The following is a 16082-nucleotide window of genomic DNA, read 5'->3' as shown; positions in this document are numbered from 1 at the left end:
CCTCGCCGCCCTTGATCTCGCAATGCTCGGCGCCCTGCCAGCCGGTGGGCAGGATGTCGGTGAGGAACAGCAGCGACTCGTCGTCCACGCCCTCGGGCGCCAGCATCGGCGCCACGTCCGCCATCGGCACGCGCACGTATTCGGCCTGCCCCCCGGCATAGCCGCCGGTAAGGTGCGAGTACCCGAACAGGCCCGCGGTCGGGTAGCCGAACTGCGCCGCCGCCATCTCGCCGTTGCGGTTCGAGCGCTCGCAGACCGACCAGTTCCCGAGCCGGCACTGCCGGCATTCGCCACAATTGATGTTGAACGGGACGACGACGCGGTCACCCTTCTTGAACTTGGTGAAGCCGGGGCCGACCTCGACGACCTCACCCATGAACTCGTGGCCGAGCACGTCGCCGGCCTCCATGGTCGGCATCTGGCCGTCCATCAGGTGGAGGTCCGAGCCGCAGATGGCACAGGACGTCACCTTGAGGATAATGTCGCGCGCGTCCTCGATCCGCGGATCTGGAACCGTGTCGCAGCGGATGTCGCCCTTGCCGTGCCAGCACAGTGCCTTCATCGGGTGTCTCCGGTCGGGGGCGAGGCCACGCTCGACCGAAGAGGAACGCGCTCGCGAACGAGGATGCCTTTGAGAAGTCCGCCTCCTCCAGGGGGTTCCGTAGCGCCCGTCCACGTCGCCACGACGATTGCGGCCCACGTTCGAATCCTCACTGTCGAAGCCGGAGCGAGGATCGCGATCAGGGGCGTGCGGCTCCACGGAACGTCGGGAGGAACCCTGCTCGTCGAGCCCCTGTTGGCCCGGGCAACCGGAGGATCCCATGTCCGCAGAGACGTCCAAGCCATTCGCCGTCGTGACCGGCGGCTCGAACGGCATCGGCTTCGAGCTCGCCCGCGAGCTCATTGGGAGCGGGTACGACGTTCTCATCGCGGCCCAGGACGAGGGCCACGTTGCGGATGCGGCGCGGCGCCTTTCGACGGAGGATGGCAAGGTCAGCACGCACGCCTCCGACCTGTCGTCCGAGGCTGGCGTCGACAGCCTCGTCGCGGCCATCCGTTCGGCGGGACGGCCCGTGGACGTGCTGTGCATCAATGCCGGCTTCGGCCTGGGCGGCGCCTTCGTGGAAACCGACTTGGGGCGCGAACTCGCGATGATCGACCTGAACGTGCGAGGCGCCGTCCAGCTTACCAAGCCCGTCGTCAAGGAGATGGTCGCGCGTGGCAGCGGCAGGATCCTGTTCACGTCATCCATCGCCGCGTCGATGCCCGACCCGTTCGAGGCGGTCTACGGCGCCACCAAGATGTTCCTGCGCTGGTTCGGCGAGGCGCTGCGAAGCGAACTTAAGGACACCGGGGTGACCGTCACCGTGCTGATGCCGGGACCGACCGAAACCGACTTCTTCCGACGGGCCGAAATGCTCGACACCAAGATCGGGGCCTCGAACGGCAAGGACGATCCGGCAGCCGTGGCCAAGGCCGCCCTCGACGCATTGCAGTCGGGCAGCGACAAGGCGGTCCCGGGGGTCAAGAACAAGGTGATGAGCGCCGTCACAGAGGCACTGCCGGACATGGCTGCGGCGGCGCTCCACCGCGGCTTCTCGAAGCCCGGCTCGGCGGGCTGAGCCCGATCCCAGGGGACGCCGGCTGCCAACCTCGAACGACCAACCCACTTGGCGCCGCTTCAGCATACGCCGATGAACCCGAGGATCTCCACGGCCGCCTGACATGTCAGACATCACAGATGGGGTTTCCCATCGTGGGTAGGTCAGCACCTCCTCCCATCGTCATCCACTTCCGGACGCGATGTATGGTACGTCCCGGGCATCGAGTCGGCGTGGTCATGCCTGCCGTTCCTGACCTGGGCGGGGGTGGGGGGGGACATCCCGGTGGCAAGCGCCCTCCCTAGGACGGAAAGCGGCCAGGCCCACAATCCTGGCGGCGACCTACGCGGTCGTGCTGCTTGCACCCTGGACGGCCGAGGGTCCGGACTCCGTCAGGCCGGACCGTGAAAAAAGGAACCTCCACCGGCCTCCACAATTGCCGCCTCGGCATAACGGAGCAAACGATGGCTACGAGCAGCACCCCGCGCACCCACCAGACCCGCAACGACACGAATTCCAACGCCAAGAGGGTGTCCATCGAGGCCCTGAACGCGCGGCTGGCCGACGGCATCGACCTCGCCTTGGCGATCAAGCAGGCCCATTGGAACCTTAAGGGTCCGCAATTCATCGGCATCCACCTGATGCTGGACGGTTTCCGCGCCGAGATCAGCAACCTCAACGACAAGGTGGCCGAGCGGGCGGTGCAGCTCGGCGGCACGGCCCTGGGGACGGCGCAGGTCGTGGCGGGGTCGTCCAAGCTACCCGCCTACCCGACCGGCATCTACGCCATCGCCGACCACGTCGCCGCGCTGATCGACAGCTACGCCGCCTACGCCAATGCCGTACGCGAGAACATCGACGAGACGGACGAGGCGGGCGACCCCGACACGGCGGACCTGTTCACCGAGGTCTCGCGGGCCGTCGACAAGCAGCTATGGTTCCTGGAAGCCCATGTCCAGGAGCCGACGGGCCAGATGCGGGACGGCAACGCGCGCAATTGAGGAAGGTCCGCCCCTCCGTACCCGGTCGGACGGAGGGGTACCGCAGGTGGCGTCGCCCCCGAATATCGGGGAGGCAGGGGCCTGGAGCGGGCGCCAACCCCACTCTCGCTTCCCATCCTTCGCGGATCCTGAAAGGTCCGCTTCTCGGCAGCTTGGTGGACGGTGACCTACGGCTGAATCGAGTCGCCGAAGACGCGTACGCCGTGAGGCGCTCGGGCTGATCGGTGGGCCCACGGGACGCGATGGACCGTCCGAGCGAACGAGCACCAAGGCCGGTTGGTCCTCCGAAAGCGGTCATGCCCCTTGCCGCCGCCCTGGTTTCTCGGCCGCTGAATGACCCTTGCCGCCGCCGAGGCGTTCACTCCCGTAACCCCACCCGGACGGGAGCCCCGATGTCGAGCCTGACCGAGCGCAAGGCACGCCTGATCGTCCACGGCCATCAGCCCTACAACGCCGAACCGCCCCTCGACCGATTGCGGGCCACCTACCGGACGCCGGCGAAGGATTTCTACGTCCGCTCGCACGGCGACCTGCCGGACCTCGACGAGGCAACCTGGCGCCTCACCGTCGATGGCGGAACCAGCACCATGCTTGAGTTGTCGCTATCGGACCTTCGTGCCTGCTTCCCCGAAACCGCAGTCACGGCCACGATGCAGTGCGCCGGCAATCGTCGCGCCGACATGCGGGCGGTCGCCCCGGTATCGGGCGACCCGTGGGACGCCGGCGCCATCGGCACCGCGGAATGGACCGGGGTTCGGCTCGGCGATGTCCTGCGCGAGGCGGGGGGCGCCGACCGCCCAGGCTTCCATGTCGCCTTCGAGAGCCACGACACGGTGGAAGGCCATCCCTACGGGGCCTCGATCCCGCTAAGGAAGGCGATGGCGCCCGAGACCCTGCTGGCTTACGCCATGAACGGCGAGGCCTTGCTACCGGAGCACGGCTTTCCGGTCCGCGCTGTGGTGCCGGGCTTCGCCGGCGTGCGCAGCCCCAAATGGCTCCGGCGCCTGAGCGTCCAGGACCACCCCTCGGACAACCCGATCCAGGCCGGCGACTACAAGCTGTACCCGGCCGACGTGACCGCTGAGACCGCCGATCCGGCCAAGGGGCACAATATCGATACGATGCCGCTGAACGCGGCGATCTGCGAGCCCGGGTCCGGGGCCGTCCTCAAGTCGGGGAGCAACAGGGTCCGCGGCTACGCGGTGAGCGGGGACCGGGCCATCGTACGCGTCGACGTCTCCGGGAACGGCGGCCGGTCCTGGGTGCAGGCCGAGCTCGAACACGAGGCTGACGCTCCGTTCGCCTGGACGTTCTGGAGCGCGGACCTCGACCTGCCGCCGGGCGGGCATGGGCTAGCCGTGCGCGCCTGGGATGAGGCGGGGCAGACGCAGCCGGCACTGCCGGACGAGACCTGGAACCACAAGGGCTACCTATGCGCCTGCTGGCATCGGGTGCGGGTGAACGTCACCTAGGGACGGGCGAGACCTGGGATGTCGGCTAGCGCCGCCCTCGTGGACGACGTCCTAGCCAGCGGCCGACCAAGCACCGCGCCACGGTCCGACGTCATGCCCGTCGGTCATCCCGACCCCGTCGTGCGTGGCGTCGGCAACGTCCGACCATGGCGGGCGTTTCCCGTGCTTCGAGGCGCCGGGCGCGCCTTTGCCAGCCCCGAGCCCCAAGGAACACAATGTCCCAAGAGACCAGCATCCAGGCGACCAAAAAGTTCGGCGAACTCGTCAACGCCGGTCAATTCGACGCCTTCCCCGAGGTCGTCGCCCCGGATTGCCACGACCACGACCCGGCGCCGGGCCAGCATATGGGTCCCGAGGGGTACAAGGCATTCTTCACGCAGCTCCGCACCGCCTTTCCTGACATGCAGGTCGAGGTGAAGAAGCTCGTCGCGGATGGGGACAGCGTCGCCTTCGCCTACACGCTCACCGGCACGCACCAGGGCGACTTCAACGGCCACAAGCCGACCGGGAAGGCCATCAAGGTCCGTGGCATGCAGATCGGCCGCTTCGTCGACGGCAAGATGGTCGAGCGCTGGGGTTCTTCCGACGAGCTCGGCATTCTCAAGCAGATCGGCGCCATCGAGGGATGACGGAGGCTTCCGCGACGGCGTCCCGGCCACGGGACGTCGTCGCGGTTTGGCCCGCCCCGGAGGCTCGATGACCGGCCGCTGGCTGTTCGACTCCTCAGGCGCTCCTGGCCTGGTCGGGATGGCGGCCCTCCGCGAACTCCTCGACGATCTTGGCGCAGAAGGCCGGAAGATCCTTGGGCGTGCGGCTGGTAACGAGACCCTTGTCGCAGACGACCTCCTCGTCGACCCAGGTGCCGCCGGCGTTCTCGATATCGCGGCGAACGGTGGGATAGGAAGTCAGCGTGCGGCCCTTCACGACGTCGGCCTCGATCAGGGTCCAAGGCCCGTGGCAGATGACCCCGACCGGCTTGCCCTGCTCGAAGAAGTCCCGAACGAACGCCACGACATCCTTGCTCGCCCGGAGCTTGTCCGCGCCGACGCATCCGCCCGGGATGACGAGCCCGTCGAAGTCCGCGGCCGAGGCCCCCTCGATGGTCTTGTCCACCTTGTAGCGGCCGGCCGGATCGAGGTCGTTGTTCACGGTCTCCGCCTCGCCGGCCTCCAGGCCGATGACCGTCACGGTCGCTCCGGCCTGCTTCACCGCGTGATGGGGCTTGGCGAACTCCGGCTCCTCGGTGCCGCGCGGTGCGATCAGGATCGCGATCTTCTTTCCCTGCAAGTTCATGTCATCGTCCTTCTGGGTGTTGGGGTTCATCAGAGGCGCCGTCCGCGCCGTTCCTCACGCCGGGATGCGGTCGATGCCGGCGGTGTCCTCGGCCGCCACGCCGTTCTCACGGTGGCGGAAATCGCTCAGCGCCCGGTAGACCTGGAGGCGCGCCCGCATCACCGAACCGAGCGGCCGGTGCGCCGCGAGGCTGTGCGCCGGGCGGAAGGTCATGACCTCGTCGAAGTACCGCACCCGCTCCGGCGAGTAGGCGTCCTGACGCGGAAGGCGGAGCGTCGCCACCGTGAGGTAGGGGCTGACCGACACCGGCCAGTCCACCGAGGCGTCCTCGATGGGTTGCCGCTCGGCATCGGCCCAGAGCTGCGCCTTCAGCTCGAACACCACCTCGTTGTCCCTTAGGAAGGCGACCGTGGCGTGCCGGAAGCCGTCCTCGTCCTGGTTCGGGTCCAGCCGCCATTCGGATAGCGCGCGCTGCGCCTCGCCAGTCGGCACGGCCCCGAGCTTGGCCACGTAGTCGCCGAAGCGGACCGGCGCTTGGCTGAAGTAGCTGTCCGCTAGCGGGTGGCTGTAAGGGTGCCCGAAGAAGTCGGCGAAGGCGCTCTCGGTGCCGAAGGCATGCAGCGCCTTGTTGAGGTTGCGCATGGTTGAGGACACCGCGCTCTTCACGCCCTCCGGCAGGCTCGTCGATTTGCCGATGACCGTGCCGTCGCGCAGGAAGCCGGCCGCCGTCCCGGACGGGAAGGTGGTCCCGGTCGCGAGGACGAAATCCTGGGTATCGACGGAATGGCCGGGGAGCTTCTCCCCGGGAACGTCGAAGACCTTGATGGACATGCCGCGATGGGTCGAGACACGGTCGCCCAGGGTCTCGCCCGGGCCTTGAGCGAAACGAACCGCGACGGGGTGGGTGCCGGGCGTGGCGAACAACCCTTGGGCCAGTTCGGGCGGCAGGCCGGTGGAAATCGTCAACTCGCCCGTGACGCAGGCCGAACTCTTGGCGTGGCTGGCACGCACGGCATGGTGCTCGCGCTTCTCCACCGTCTCTGATTGCTGCGTCATGCCGGCGATGATGCCGTCGATGGTCTCCTGCTCGTCCGCAGCAGGCTTCTCGATGTCGGGGGCGTATCGAAGGTAGGTCATGATCTTCCTCACGGTGACCGGGGAACTGAGGCGGACCGCGGCAGGAGAGAACGCAGCGGACTTGGGATTCGGCGTATCGAGTCGGGAACGGGATGCCGTTCCGAATATCGAAGGGGCCGCGGGCTCGGGTGTGCGACAAGCCAGCTCAAGGCGCGTCCTTCCCAACCGTTTCAAGGATCACGCGCGCCGTCTCGGCAGGCTGATCCCAATGCGGGAAGTGGCCGCAGCGCTCGAACCAGTGCAGATGGGCCGACGGGAATGCTACCTGGGCGCGTGCGGCCTGGCGCGGCAGCAGCAGGTGGTCTTGGCGGCCCCAGCCAATGGTGACGAGGCCGGGGGTCGTTGTCGAACCCTGCTGCAACGGCCCGCGTGCCAGCTCACGCAGCATCGCATCGAACACCGGTGTGGCCGCCAGGCTCTGCAACTCCCCGACGACAAGCTGCGGTGGCAGCGCCCACGGACGGGCCGACAGTTGGGCGAGCAGCAGCGTACGGGTGACGGCGTGGCGCGACAGGCCGGGATGGAAGGGCCGCAGCAACCGCACCAGGCGTATCGATGCGGCGAGCGTCCAGTGAAGCCAGCCCGTTTCCCACCCACGCCAGAAGCCGCCGGGATCAAGCGCCACGCAGTGCCGACCGATGCCCCGCCGAGCCAGCTCCAGCACCAGCCGGCCCCCCACCGAACTGCCGACGAGGTCCGCCGTCGTCAGGCCTTGCGACTGCACGAAGCCGGCGAGGGCGTCCGCATGGGCCTCCATCGTCTGCCGACCCGCGAGCGGGGCCGATCCGCCATGTCCCGGCAGGTCGACCAGGATCAGTTCATGCGAGCCGCGCAATGCGGGCAAGAGCGGATCCCAGGTGCGGAGATTGGATCCCAGCCCATGGACCATGAGCAGCGGCCGACCCGTGCCGAGGCGTTCAAAATGCAGGGACATGACGGCATTGTCCTTAACTCGCCACGAGCGGGCTGCGCTCGCAATGCCCGCAGGGACGTCGACGTCCCGTCCGCGCCAACTCAGATGCCGGCGTACCAGGCGTAGCCCTGGTCCTCCCAGTAGCCGCCCTTGCCGTCGCCGATGTGGGCGAAGTTCTCGACGACCTCGATGCGCATCACATACTTCGCCTGCTTGTAGCCGAGGTTGCGCTCGACCCGCAGGCGCAGCGGGGCGCCGTTCGAAACGGGAAGCGCCTCCCCGTTCATGTCGTAGGCGAGGATGGTCTGCGGGTGGAACGCGTCCACCAGGTCGATGCTCTCGTAGAAGCGAACCGGCGTCCCGCCGCTGGCCGCATCGTCCTCCGTCGCCTGTTGGCCGCCGGAGTCCTTCCTGCTCTCGCTGCCGCCCGACTGCTTCGTCATGCTCGGGTTGGCGTTGCCGGCGGGGACCTCGTCGGCCCCCTCGTCGTCTCCCCCGCCTTCGAGCGGACTGCCCTGATCCATGGTGTCGGCGCAGTGGAACACCACGTATCGCGCCTGTGGCTTGAGCTTGGCGCGGTTGAGCAGTTCGGCGAGCGGCACCCCGGCCCACTTGCCGATGGCGCTCCAGCCCTCGACGCAATCGTGCCGGGTGATCTGGGTGCGGGCCGGAAGCTTGCGGAGTTCGGCCAGGGACAGCTTGAAGGGTGCCTCGACCAGGCCGCCGACCTCCAGGTGGTACTTGGCGAACCTGCCCTTCGCCAGGGCCTTGTAGTCCCTGTCGGGCGGGTCCTCGGTCCCGTTCGGCTTGAACCACGGCGAGATGTCGGCCTCTGCATATTCCGGGGCCAGCGTCGCCTCGCCCAAAAGCAGGCGCTGGACGAACAGGTTTGCGTCCTCGCCGGTCTTGAGCGTGCGGCGGAACCACTCCGCGTTGCCGAGGCGGTCGCAGCCGCCGAGCAGGGCCGCCGCGGCCATGGCGGCCCCTCCCGTTAGGAGGGCGCGTCGGCTGGGAAGGCGGCTCATACCCAGGTCTCCCCGGTGACGGGTGCCGGCTCGATCTTGCGCTCGATCACGAACCAGCCGGTGAGCATGCCGCGCATGTTGTTCCAGAAGCCCGACAGCAGGACCAAGGCGACGTGCACGACCACGAACAGGACGAGCAGGGCCGCCACGACGAAGTGCACCGTGCGGGCCGACTGGCGTCCGTCGAACAGCGTCAGAAGGAAGGGAAAGGCGGCGTCCATCGCCGGGGACATCGCGAGGCCGGCCAGGACCTGCACCGGCAGGAGTACGAACAGCACGACGAGGTAGGTGAGCTTCTGGATGACGTTGTAGCGCTTGGCCTCGTCGCCTTGCGGGAAGCGCAGCGTCAGGTGCTCCCAGATGGACGCGCCGAAATGCCGGATCTGGTCGCGGGACGGGATAACGCGGAACCGAAGCTGCCCGCTGGCCAGACCGTAGAGCAGGTAGGCGAGGCCGTTCAGCACGAAGGTCCAGGCGAAGAAGAAGTGCCAAGAACGGCCGCCGGTGAGGTCCTGGTCGCTCGGCAAGGTCGCCCAGGCCGGGAAGCCTTGGTCGGCCGCCTCGCCGTCGGAGCCGACGGAGGAGCCGAGCCATCCCGTCGTGTCGAAGCCGTGGCCGAATACCGTCGTCATGCCCTTGGGCGGATCGTCCGCGGTCGAGGACATCGCCAGCAGCGGCGCATCGAAGGTCGAGACCTTGCCCCAGTACAGCGCCGGGTGGGCGTTGAAGATCTGCAGGCCGCTCATCAGCAGGACCAGCAGGCACACCGCGTTCACCCAATGGGTGACACGGATGACGAGGGGGTGGCGAAACATCCAGCGGCGACGCTCGACCTCGCCGGTCTCGGGAGCGGATCGGGTGAGGTAGGTTCGAGCCAAACGGTCTTTCCCGCATTCAGGACGGCTTGGGCGGAGGTCCCTGGATCGGGGCCTCCGGAAGCGCACGGCGCCGTGAAATCACATGCCGCGATTCATCATCATCCGCTTCTTCATCATGCGGCGCTTCATCATCTGCTTCCGCATCATGCGCTTCTTCATCATCATCCGCTCGCTGCGGTCCATGCGGACCTGGGTAACCGCGGAGGAGCCGGCCTGGAGACCGTTCGGGCCCATCGGCGCGGCGGAGGCGGCGCCGGCTCCGAGCGCGAGGCTGCCGAGGACCGTGGCGGCGAGGGCAAGGGTAGTGATCTTCATTCGACGTCTCCTGTAGGGGAAGGGATCCCCTTTCGCACATGGAGAGAAGAGAAGGTGCGACCACCAAGTTCCTGTTTTATCAAATAAAAATAGTAGTCCGACAGAGTTTGGGCGCGACAAATCGGACGTCGAGGCAGGGCCTCGCGCCGCGCCCAGGCCGGGCGCACGCCAAGCTGTACGGAGGCATGGAAGGGAAAGTTTCAAACCTAGCCGGGAACGCTGACCGCCCACCTCCAAGTCGACGCGATGAGTTCCCGATCACGTGAGGCCAGGAAGAGAGGTTGATCAGGGAGATGACCGGAACGGGTCCGGGCTCAATCGGTTGTGCACAAGTGAGTTTTGGAGATCGTGTATGCCGGCAGCGCCCGTTCGTTATTCCCCCGACGTCGAGAAGATCGCCGCCGACGAAGGCAAGACCATTGAGGGTCTGAACGAGACCTTCGACACCATCCTGGACAGGGTCGCGAAGGACTCCGGCCACGCGGTGCGCTCGGTCCACACCAAGGCCCACGGCATCCTGGAAGGCACGCTTCGCATCGACGCGGGCCTGCCGCCCGAACTCGCCCAGGGGCTGTTCGCGACGCCGGGCGAGCACAAGGTCTATATGCGGATGTCGACGAACGCGGGCGACATCCTACCGGACGCCGTCTCACTGCCGCGTGGCCTCGCGCTGAAAGTCCTGGACGTCGCGGGCGAGCGCCTGCCGGACGCAGAAGGGACGACCCAGGACTTCGTCATGGTCAACGGCCCGGTGTTCCAGGCGCCGAACGCCGAGAAGTTCCTCGGCAGCCTCAAGCTGCTCGCCAAGACCACTGACCGGATCGAGGGTGTGAAGGTCGCCGCCTCCACCGTGCTGCGCGGGGTGAACAAAGCGCTGACCGCAATCGGCATCGAGAGCCCGACGCTCGGCTCGCTCGGCGGTGCGCCGAACGTCGACCCGCTCGGCGAGACCTACTACAGCGTCACGCCATTCCGGTATGGCGATCACGTCGCCAAGTTCTCGGTGGCTCCCGTCGCCCCGGCGCTGACCGCGCTGACCGGCACCGAGATCGACGCTTCGGGTCGCCCCGACGCGATCCGTGAGACGGTGCGGTCGGAGATGGCCGCCATCGAGGGTGTCTGGGAGTTCCGGGTGCAGCTGTGCCGCGACCTGGAGCGTCAGCCGGTCGAGGATCCGACGGTCGAGTGGAACGAGGATGAGGCGCCGTTCCAACGGGTCGCCACCATCACCGTCCGGCCGCAGGACAGCTGGGACGCGGCCCGCGTCGACGCCGTGGACGAGCGCATGCGCTTCGCGGTTTGGACCGGCCTCGCCGCCCACCGTCCGCTCGGCAACATCAACCGGGCCCGCAACGCCCCCTACAGGCATTCGGCCGAATTTCGTCGGCGCTACAACGGTTGCCCGATCCACGAACCCGTGGGGCGCTGAGGGTGGATGCGATGTCAATGGAATCGAACAAGAACCTCGTCCGCGCCTACTTCGTTGCGTTCCGGGACCGGGACGCGGTGTGGTGGGAGCGGTTCATCGCCCCGGACTTCGTGCGCCATGACCCTGGCCTCGACTTCGAGGTCCGTGGCCCGGCGGGCGTCGCCAGGCTCGGCGAGGTGCTGCACGGCGGGTTCTCGGACATCGAGATGCATGTCGCCGAGGTCATCGCCGAGGGCGACCGGGTGCTGGCGCGTCTCCGGTTCACCGGCCGTCATACCGGGACGTTCCAAGGCACGCCCGCCACCGGCAACGCGGTCGATATCGCCGTGATGGATTTCTTCCGCGTCGTGGACGGGCGGCTGACAGAGCATTGGGCCCTGATGGACAACCTGTCCCTGCTCAAGCAGGTCGGCGCCATCGACGCCTGAAGGGTGCGGCGGCGTTTTGCGGACGGTCGGCGCACCGCGACGCTTGGACACCGTCCGCTCCACGACCGCCTTCTTTACACCCCGCCGGACCAAGCTTGAGGTCAGTCGTTCCGCAAGCGCGGGAAGCTGAATGGCCGGCGCTGGGCCGATTGGTTTTCCCGATCGGGGTGCCGCCGGGGAAGCGGAACTGGTCCGCCCCTCGCAGCTTGGACACCGGATTCTTGTGATTGCGGGGAGGTCCCGGCCAATCGAGAAGGGCGGACGTTGGTCGGTTCGGATCTGACATCGCTGTCGCGCGACGAGCTTGAGACCGAGATCCTGCGCCTGAGGGAAGTGCAGGCCGGGGGGGCAGCGGAAGCTTTCGGGCGTCGGGTCCTCACGACGCCGGGCGGCCGGGACGAGTTGTTCGCCGCGGTCGAGAAAACCCGTACCCCGATGATCCTGACCGATCCGAACCGGCCGGACGATCCCATCGTCTTCGCCAACCGGGCCTTCCAGGACCTGTCCGGCTACGGCGCCGACGAATTGCTCGGGCGCAACTGCCGCTTCCTCCAGGGACCGGACACCGACCCCGCCCACGTCCAGGCTATCCGGGACGCGTTGGCGGCAAAGCGCGACCTAGCCATCGATATTGTCAACTACCGGCGTGACGGCACGCCTTTCCTCAACGAGCTCTTCATCAGTCCGATCCTCGATCCGGAGGGTCGCGTCCTCTACCACTTCGGCAGCCAGGTCGACGTCACCGGCTACCGGCAGACGATGTCGCGCCTGGCGGAGAACGAGCGGCGGCAGCGGGCGGTGTTCGACAGCGCGGTGGATTTCGCCATCGTCGTCACCGACTGCGACGGCCTCGTCACCGACTGGAACGCAGGGGCGGAACGCGTGTTCGGCTGGACCGCCGGGGAGATGCGCGGGCAACCCGCCGACCGGTTCTTCACGCCCGAGGACCGCGCGGCCGGTCGCATCGAGGCGGAGATGCGCCGGGCCCGTGACGAGGGCCGCGCCCCCGACCAGCGCTGGCACCTTCGCAAGGACGGCAGCCGGTTTTGGGCGTCCGGCGAGATGATGCCGCTGCTCGACGAGGTCGGGAAGCACTTCGGCTTCACCAAGATCGCCCGCGACCGCACCGCCGAGCACGAGGCCGGGAGGGCGCTGCGGGAGAGCGAGGCGCGGCTCGGCGAGAGCGAGGACCACTTCCGGCACACGGTCGAGCTGAATCCGCAGGTGCCTTGGACCTGCGACCCAGCCGGCAACATCACCTCCTACTCGAACCGCTGGCTCGAACTGACGGGCCAGGCGCCAGGCGAGCCCGACGGCGCCGGCTGGATGAGGGCCCTCCATCCGGACGACGTCCCGCACACCGTCGCGGTGTTCTCCGCGAGCCTCTCCTCGGGCGAGCCGGTCGACGTGGACTACCGCATCAACATCGCGGGGAGCGGCGAGTACCGCTGGATGCGCGCCCGCGCGCAGGCCCGCCGCGACGGGGCCGGGAGCATCGTGCGCTGGTACGGCGTGGTCGAGGACATCAACGACCGCCGCCTCGCCGAGGAGGCCCTACGTCGGAGCGAGACCCGGTACCGTACCCTGTTCGAGACCATCGAGGTCGGGTTCTGCATCCTCAGGCTGCGGTTCGACGCGGACGGGCGGGCGGTCGACTACCTGATCGAGGAGGCCAACCCTGCCTTCGCCCGGCAGACCGGCGCGGACCTCGCCGGCCGGTGGGTCAGCACGTTCGCGCCCGGCCTGGAACGGCACTGGTTCGACATCTACGGCCGCGTGGCCCGAACCGGTGAGCCGGCCCGTTTCGAGAACTACGCCTCCGTGTTCGGGCGCTGGTTCGACGTTCGCGCGCATCGGGTCGGCGAACCGGGGGACCACCGCGTCGCCGTGTTCTTCAACGACATCACCGCCCGCAGGAATGCCGAGCTGCTCGCCGAGACCAACGAGCGCGAGCTCCGCCTGATCGCCGACGCGCTTCCGGTGCTGATCGCGTTCATCGACGCCGGCCACGTCTACCGCTTCGCCAACGAGGCCTATGTGGATTGGTTCTTCGTCCCGCCCGGCGAGGTGGTGGGACGCGACGTCCGAAGGCTCCTGGGTCCGGCCGGTTACGCGGCCCGGAAGGATTTCATCGACCGAGCCCTCGGGGGCGAGTCCGTCCTGTTCGAGCTCGACTGGCCGCATCGGGACGGGCGCCCGCGCGTCGCCGAGATCCGTTACCTGCCCCGGCGCGACGCCGGTGGCGCGGTCGACGGCTTCCACGTCTTCGTCCAGGACGTGACCGACAGGCACCGGGCCGAGGCCCTGCTTCGTTCCGAGAAGTCGGAACTCGAAGCCCAGGTCGCCGCGCGCACCGCCGAGCGCGACGAGATCTGGCGGGTCTCCAGCGACCTCCTCTGCGTCGCGACCCTCGACGGCCACTTCACGAGCCTCAACCCGGCCTGGCGCACGACGTTGGGCTGGTCGGAGGACGAGTTGAGGGGAAAGCCCTTCCTCGATTTCGTGCACCCCGACGACCATGCGTCGACGCGGACCGCCGCGGCGGGGCTGGTCCGGGGCGAGGCCCAACTCTCCTTCGAGAACCGATACCGGCATCGGGACGGCAGCTACCGCTGGCTGTCCTGGAACGCCGTGCCACGGGGCGGCCTGGTCTATTCGGCCGTCCGCGACGTCATCGAGGCGAAGGCGGCGGCGGAAGCCCTGGCGAAGACCGAGGAAGCCCTGCGTCAGTCCCAGAAGATGGAGGCGGTGGGGCAATTGACCGGCGGGCTCGCGCATGACTTCAACAACATGCTGGCGGGCATCGTCGGCTCCCTGGAGCTGATGCAGACACGCATGCTCCAGGGGCGGATGTCCGACATGGAGCGCTACATCGGCGCGGCGCAGGGCGCGGCCAAGCGTGCCGCCGCCCTCACCCACCGCCTGCTCGCCTTCTCCCGACGCCAGACGCTCGATCCGAAGCCGACCGACGTGAACCGCTTGGTCGAGGGAATGGTCGACCTCGTGCGCCGCACCGTCGGCCCCGCGGTCCCGGTCGAGTTCGTCGGCATGGGCGGCGTGTGGCCGACCCTGGTAGACCCGAGCCAGTTGGAGAACGCGCTGCTCAACCTGTGCATCAACGCCCGCGACGCCATGCCGGACGGCGGCAGGATCACCATCGAGACCGGCAACCGCTGGCTGGACGAGCGCGGAGCCCGCGAGCGCGACCTGAGCCCGGGCCAGTACGTCGCGCTCTGCGTCTCGGACACCGGGACCGGCATGACCCCGGACGTCGTCGCCAAGGCGTTCGACCCGTTCTTCACGACCAAGCCCCTCGGCGAGGGCACCGGCCTGTCGATGATCTACGGGTTCGCCAAGCAGTCGGGCGGCCAGGTCCGGATCTACTCCGAGGTCGGGCAGGGCACGATGGTCTGTGTCTACCTTCCCCGCCACCTCGGCGAGGCCGAGGATGCCGACGCCGTGGCCGACCTCTCCGAGGCAGCCCGCGCCAAGGCCGGCGAGACGGTGCTGGTGGTCGACGACGAACCGACCGTGCGCATGCTGGTCACGGAGGTGCTGGAGGACCTCGGCTACGCCGCCATCGAGGCCGGCGACGGCGCCTCGGGCCTGAAGGTGCTGCAGTCGGACGTGCGCATCGACCTGCTCGTCACCGACGTCGGCCTGCCCGGGGGCCTGAACGGTCGCCAGATGGCTGACGCCGCGCGCCAGCACCGCCCGGACCTCAAGGTCCTCTTCATCACCGGCTACGCAGAGAACGCCGTGCTCAACCACGGGCACCTGGCGCACGGCATGAACGTGATGACCAAGCCGTTCGCCCTGGAGGCGCTGGCCACCCGTATCCGCGGCATCATCGAGGGCCAAGGCTGACCGGCCCCAGGGCATCCACGGTGGCGCAGGGTTCGGTGTGCAGACTGGCCTTGCCACGCTCGGGCAGCAGCATCGCCGAAGGTCGAACAGGAGAAGCGATCCCGCCCGTGACGGCGTCGCTCAGTTAAGCCGCTCCTTGACCTCGATCCTGGCGGCGAGCGCCCGGCCGATCTTGAACAGGGCGCTGCGGAGGTCCGGCAGCGCCTCCTTGCCTCCGTCGGACTCGATGAGCGAATGCGCCGGGAGCAGGTGATCCGCGACCTGGTCAAGCCGGCAATTCAGCATCGTGTTCGGATGGGGCGCCGGCGGCACGAACCGCTCGATCTTGCCGTAGGCCGTGATCGTGTCCGTCGCGCCCGCGGCCAGTTCGGTCACCGTGCCGAAGTAACCGATGAAGTTATGGCCCAGCATGCCGAACGCGGGGACGCCGCCCGCCCCGACCCAGCGAAGGGTGCGGTCCGGCTTGAGCAGCCGATACCTGACGCTGAACTCCTCCCCGCGACGGACCGCGGCAGCCATCGTTTCCGCGACGATGGCCCTGTCGTCGGAGTAGACGCGATCCAGCCATCCAAGGCCGAGAGCGTCGGCGACCTCCTGTCCGGTGAGCGTCGTCCACTCCGAGCTGGTGTAGACGCAGGCACCGACCGCGTCCGTGACGAAGATCATCGATGGGCCTCTGCTTGGGCGAATGCTTTGAGACAATATCTCTCCGCAGTGGCGGCA

General features: G+C 68.2%; 15 protein-coding genes. 7 read left to right on the top strand and 8 right to left on the bottom strand.

The annotated features are described in order from the left end of the window. On the bottom strand, window positions 1-562 hold a 562-nt coding region (locus tag MKK88_RS18940), incomplete at its 3' end, for an alcohol dehydrogenase catalytic domain-containing protein (RefSeq protein ID WP_244002400.1). A 259-nt stretch (window positions 563-821) separates the two neighbouring features. Between MKK88_RS18940 and MKK88_RS18935 the strand changes: the two genes are divergently transcribed. The 4 genes from MKK88_RS18935 to MKK88_RS18920 all read left to right on the top strand — a co-directional run bounded on the left by MKK88_RS18935 (window position 822) and on the right by MKK88_RS18920 (window position 4703). After that, window positions 822-1622 carry an SDR family NAD(P)-dependent oxidoreductase gene (locus tag MKK88_RS18935; protein WP_244002398.1) on the top strand — a complete coding sequence of 267 codons (801 nt, stop codon included), beginning with the start codon at window positions 822-824 and terminating at the stop codon, window positions 1620-1622. 443 nt (window positions 1623-2065) lie between these two features. Next, the gene (gene dps, locus MKK88_RS18930; RefSeq protein ID WP_244002396.1) at window positions 2066-2602 is read left to right on the top strand and encodes a DNA starvation/stationary phase protection protein Dps; all 537 of its coding nucleotides are present in this window, start codon (window positions 2066-2068) and stop codon (window positions 2600-2602) included. Between the two features lie 392 nt (window positions 2603-2994). Next, a complete protein-coding gene (locus MKK88_RS18925; RefSeq protein ID WP_244002394.1) occupies window positions 2995-4074 on the top strand; it encodes a molybdopterin-dependent oxidoreductase in 1080 nt (359 codons plus the stop codon). A 215-nt stretch (window positions 4075-4289) separates the two neighbouring features. Continuing rightward, window positions 4290-4703 (top strand): ester cyclase, encoded by a 414-nt coding sequence (locus tag MKK88_RS18920; protein WP_243986014.1) that lies wholly within the window; start codon window positions 4290-4292, stop codon window positions 4701-4703. Window positions 4704-4797: 94 nt separating this feature from the next. Here the strand turns inward: MKK88_RS18920 and MKK88_RS18915 are convergent, their stop codons facing one another. The 6 genes from MKK88_RS18915 to MKK88_RS18890 all read right to left on the bottom strand — a co-directional run bounded on the left by MKK88_RS18915 (window position 4798) and on the right by MKK88_RS18890 (window position 9635). Then, complete coding sequence (locus MKK88_RS18915; RefSeq protein WP_244002393.1) at window positions 4798-5367, bottom strand: type 1 glutamine amidotransferase domain-containing protein; 570 nt, start codon at window positions 5365-5367, stop codon at window positions 4798-4800. A gap of 54 nt (window positions 5368-5421) precedes the next feature. Then, window positions 5422-6504, bottom strand: a complete 1083-nt coding sequence (locus MKK88_RS18910) for a catalase family protein (RefSeq protein WP_244002391.1) — start codon at window positions 6502-6504, stop codon at window positions 5422-5424. Window positions 6505-6649: 145 nt separating this feature from the next. Continuing rightward, window positions 6650-7438, bottom strand: a complete 789-nt coding sequence (locus MKK88_RS18905; protein WP_243986012.1) for an alpha/beta fold hydrolase — start codon at window positions 7436-7438, stop codon at window positions 6650-6652. An 80-nt stretch (window positions 7439-7518) separates the two neighbouring features. Next, window positions 7519-8442: a molybdopterin-dependent oxidoreductase gene (locus tag MKK88_RS18900; RefSeq protein WP_244002389.1), complete on the bottom strand. Its 924-nt coding sequence runs from the start codon at window positions 8440-8442 to the stop codon at window positions 7519-7521. After that, a complete protein-coding gene (locus MKK88_RS18895) occupies window positions 8439-9320 on the bottom strand; it encodes a cytochrome b/b6 domain-containing protein (protein WP_244002387.1) in 882 nt (293 codons plus the stop codon). The genes MKK88_RS18900 and MKK88_RS18895 overlap by 4 nt, the downstream gene beginning before the upstream one ends. 78 nt (window positions 9321-9398) lie before the next feature. Beyond that, window positions 9399-9635: a hypothetical protein gene (locus tag MKK88_RS18890; protein WP_244002385.1), complete on the bottom strand. Its 237-nt coding sequence runs from the start codon at window positions 9633-9635 to the stop codon at window positions 9399-9401. 352 nt (window positions 9636-9987) lie between these two features. On the opposite strand from MKK88_RS18890, the gene MKK88_RS18885 reads away from it, so the two are divergent. The 3 genes from MKK88_RS18885 to MKK88_RS18875 all read left to right on the top strand — a co-directional run bounded on the left by MKK88_RS18885 (window position 9988) and on the right by MKK88_RS18875 (window position 15359). Next, window positions 9988-11064 (top strand): catalase family protein, encoded by a 1077-nt coding sequence (locus MKK88_RS18885; protein ID WP_244002383.1) that lies wholly within the window; start codon window positions 9988-9990, stop codon window positions 11062-11064. 17 nt (window positions 11065-11081) lie between these two features. Beyond that, window positions 11082-11492: an ester cyclase gene (locus tag MKK88_RS18880; protein ID WP_244002381.1), complete on the top strand. Its 411-nt coding sequence runs from the start codon at window positions 11082-11084 to the stop codon at window positions 11490-11492. Window positions 11493-11756: 264 nt separating this feature from the next. Then, window positions 11757-15359 carry a PAS domain S-box protein gene (locus MKK88_RS18875; RefSeq protein ID WP_244002379.1) on the top strand — a complete coding sequence of 1201 codons (3603 nt, stop codon included), beginning with the start codon at window positions 11757-11759 and terminating at the stop codon, window positions 15357-15359. 120 nt (window positions 15360-15479) lie between these two features. Here MKK88_RS18875 and MKK88_RS18870 read toward each other — a convergent pair whose 3' ends face one another. Continuing rightward, on the bottom strand, window positions 15480-16025 hold the full coding sequence (locus tag MKK88_RS18870; RefSeq protein WP_244002377.1) for a PAS domain-containing protein: 546 nt from the start codon (window positions 16023-16025) through the stop codon (window positions 15480-15482). Window positions 16026-16082: the final 57 nt, after the last annotated feature.

This window comes from Methylobacterium sp. E-005 (assembly GCF_022829725.1).
Classification (GTDB): Bacteria; Pseudomonadota; Alphaproteobacteria; order Rhizobiales; family Beijerinckiaceae; genus Methylobacterium.
Note: the sequence above shows the minus strand (reverse complement) of the source record. Positions and strands in the feature narration are given on the sequence as shown.

Coding starts and splice junctions, on each gene's coding strand:
- MKK88_RS18880 (WP_244002381.1), top strand. CDS start 11,082: ATGGAATCGAACAAGAACCTCGTCCGCGCCTACTTCGTTGCGTTCCGG.
- MKK88_RS18885 (WP_244002383.1), top strand. CDS start 9,988: ATGCCGGCAGCGCCCGTTCGTTATTCCCCCGACGTCGAGAAGATCGCC.
- MKK88_RS18890 (WP_244002385.1), bottom strand. CDS start 9,635: ATGAAGATCACTACCCTTGCCCTCGCCGCCACGGTCCTCGGCAGCCTC.
- MKK88_RS18905 (WP_243986012.1), bottom strand. CDS start 7,438: ATGTCCCTGCATTTTGAACGCCTCGGCACGGGTCGGCCGCTGCTCATG.
- dps (WP_244002396.1), top strand. CDS start 2,066: ATGGCTACGAGCAGCACCCCGCGCACCCACCAGACCCGCAACGACACG.
- MKK88_RS18900 (WP_244002389.1), bottom strand. CDS start 8,442: ATGAGCCGCCTTCCCAGCCGACGCGCCCTCCTAACGGGAGGGGCCGCC.
- MKK88_RS18935 (WP_244002398.1), top strand. CDS start 822: ATGTCCGCAGAGACGTCCAAGCCATTCGCCGTCGTGACCGGCGGCTCG.
- MKK88_RS18920 (WP_243986014.1), top strand. CDS start 4,290: ATGTCCCAAGAGACCAGCATCCAGGCGACCAAAAAGTTCGGCGAACTC.
- MKK88_RS18925 (WP_244002394.1), top strand. CDS start 2,995: ATGTCGAGCCTGACCGAGCGCAAGGCACGCCTGATCGTCCACGGCCAT.
- MKK88_RS18910 (WP_244002391.1), bottom strand. CDS start 6,504: ATGACCTACCTTCGATACGCCCCCGACATCGAGAAGCCTGCTGCGGAC.
- MKK88_RS18870 (WP_244002377.1), bottom strand. CDS start 16,025: ATGATCTTCGTCACGGACGCGGTCGGTGCCTGCGTCTACACCAGCTCG.
- MKK88_RS18915 (WP_244002393.1), bottom strand. CDS start 5,367: ATGAACTTGCAGGGAAAGAAGATCGCGATCCTGATCGCACCGCGCGGC.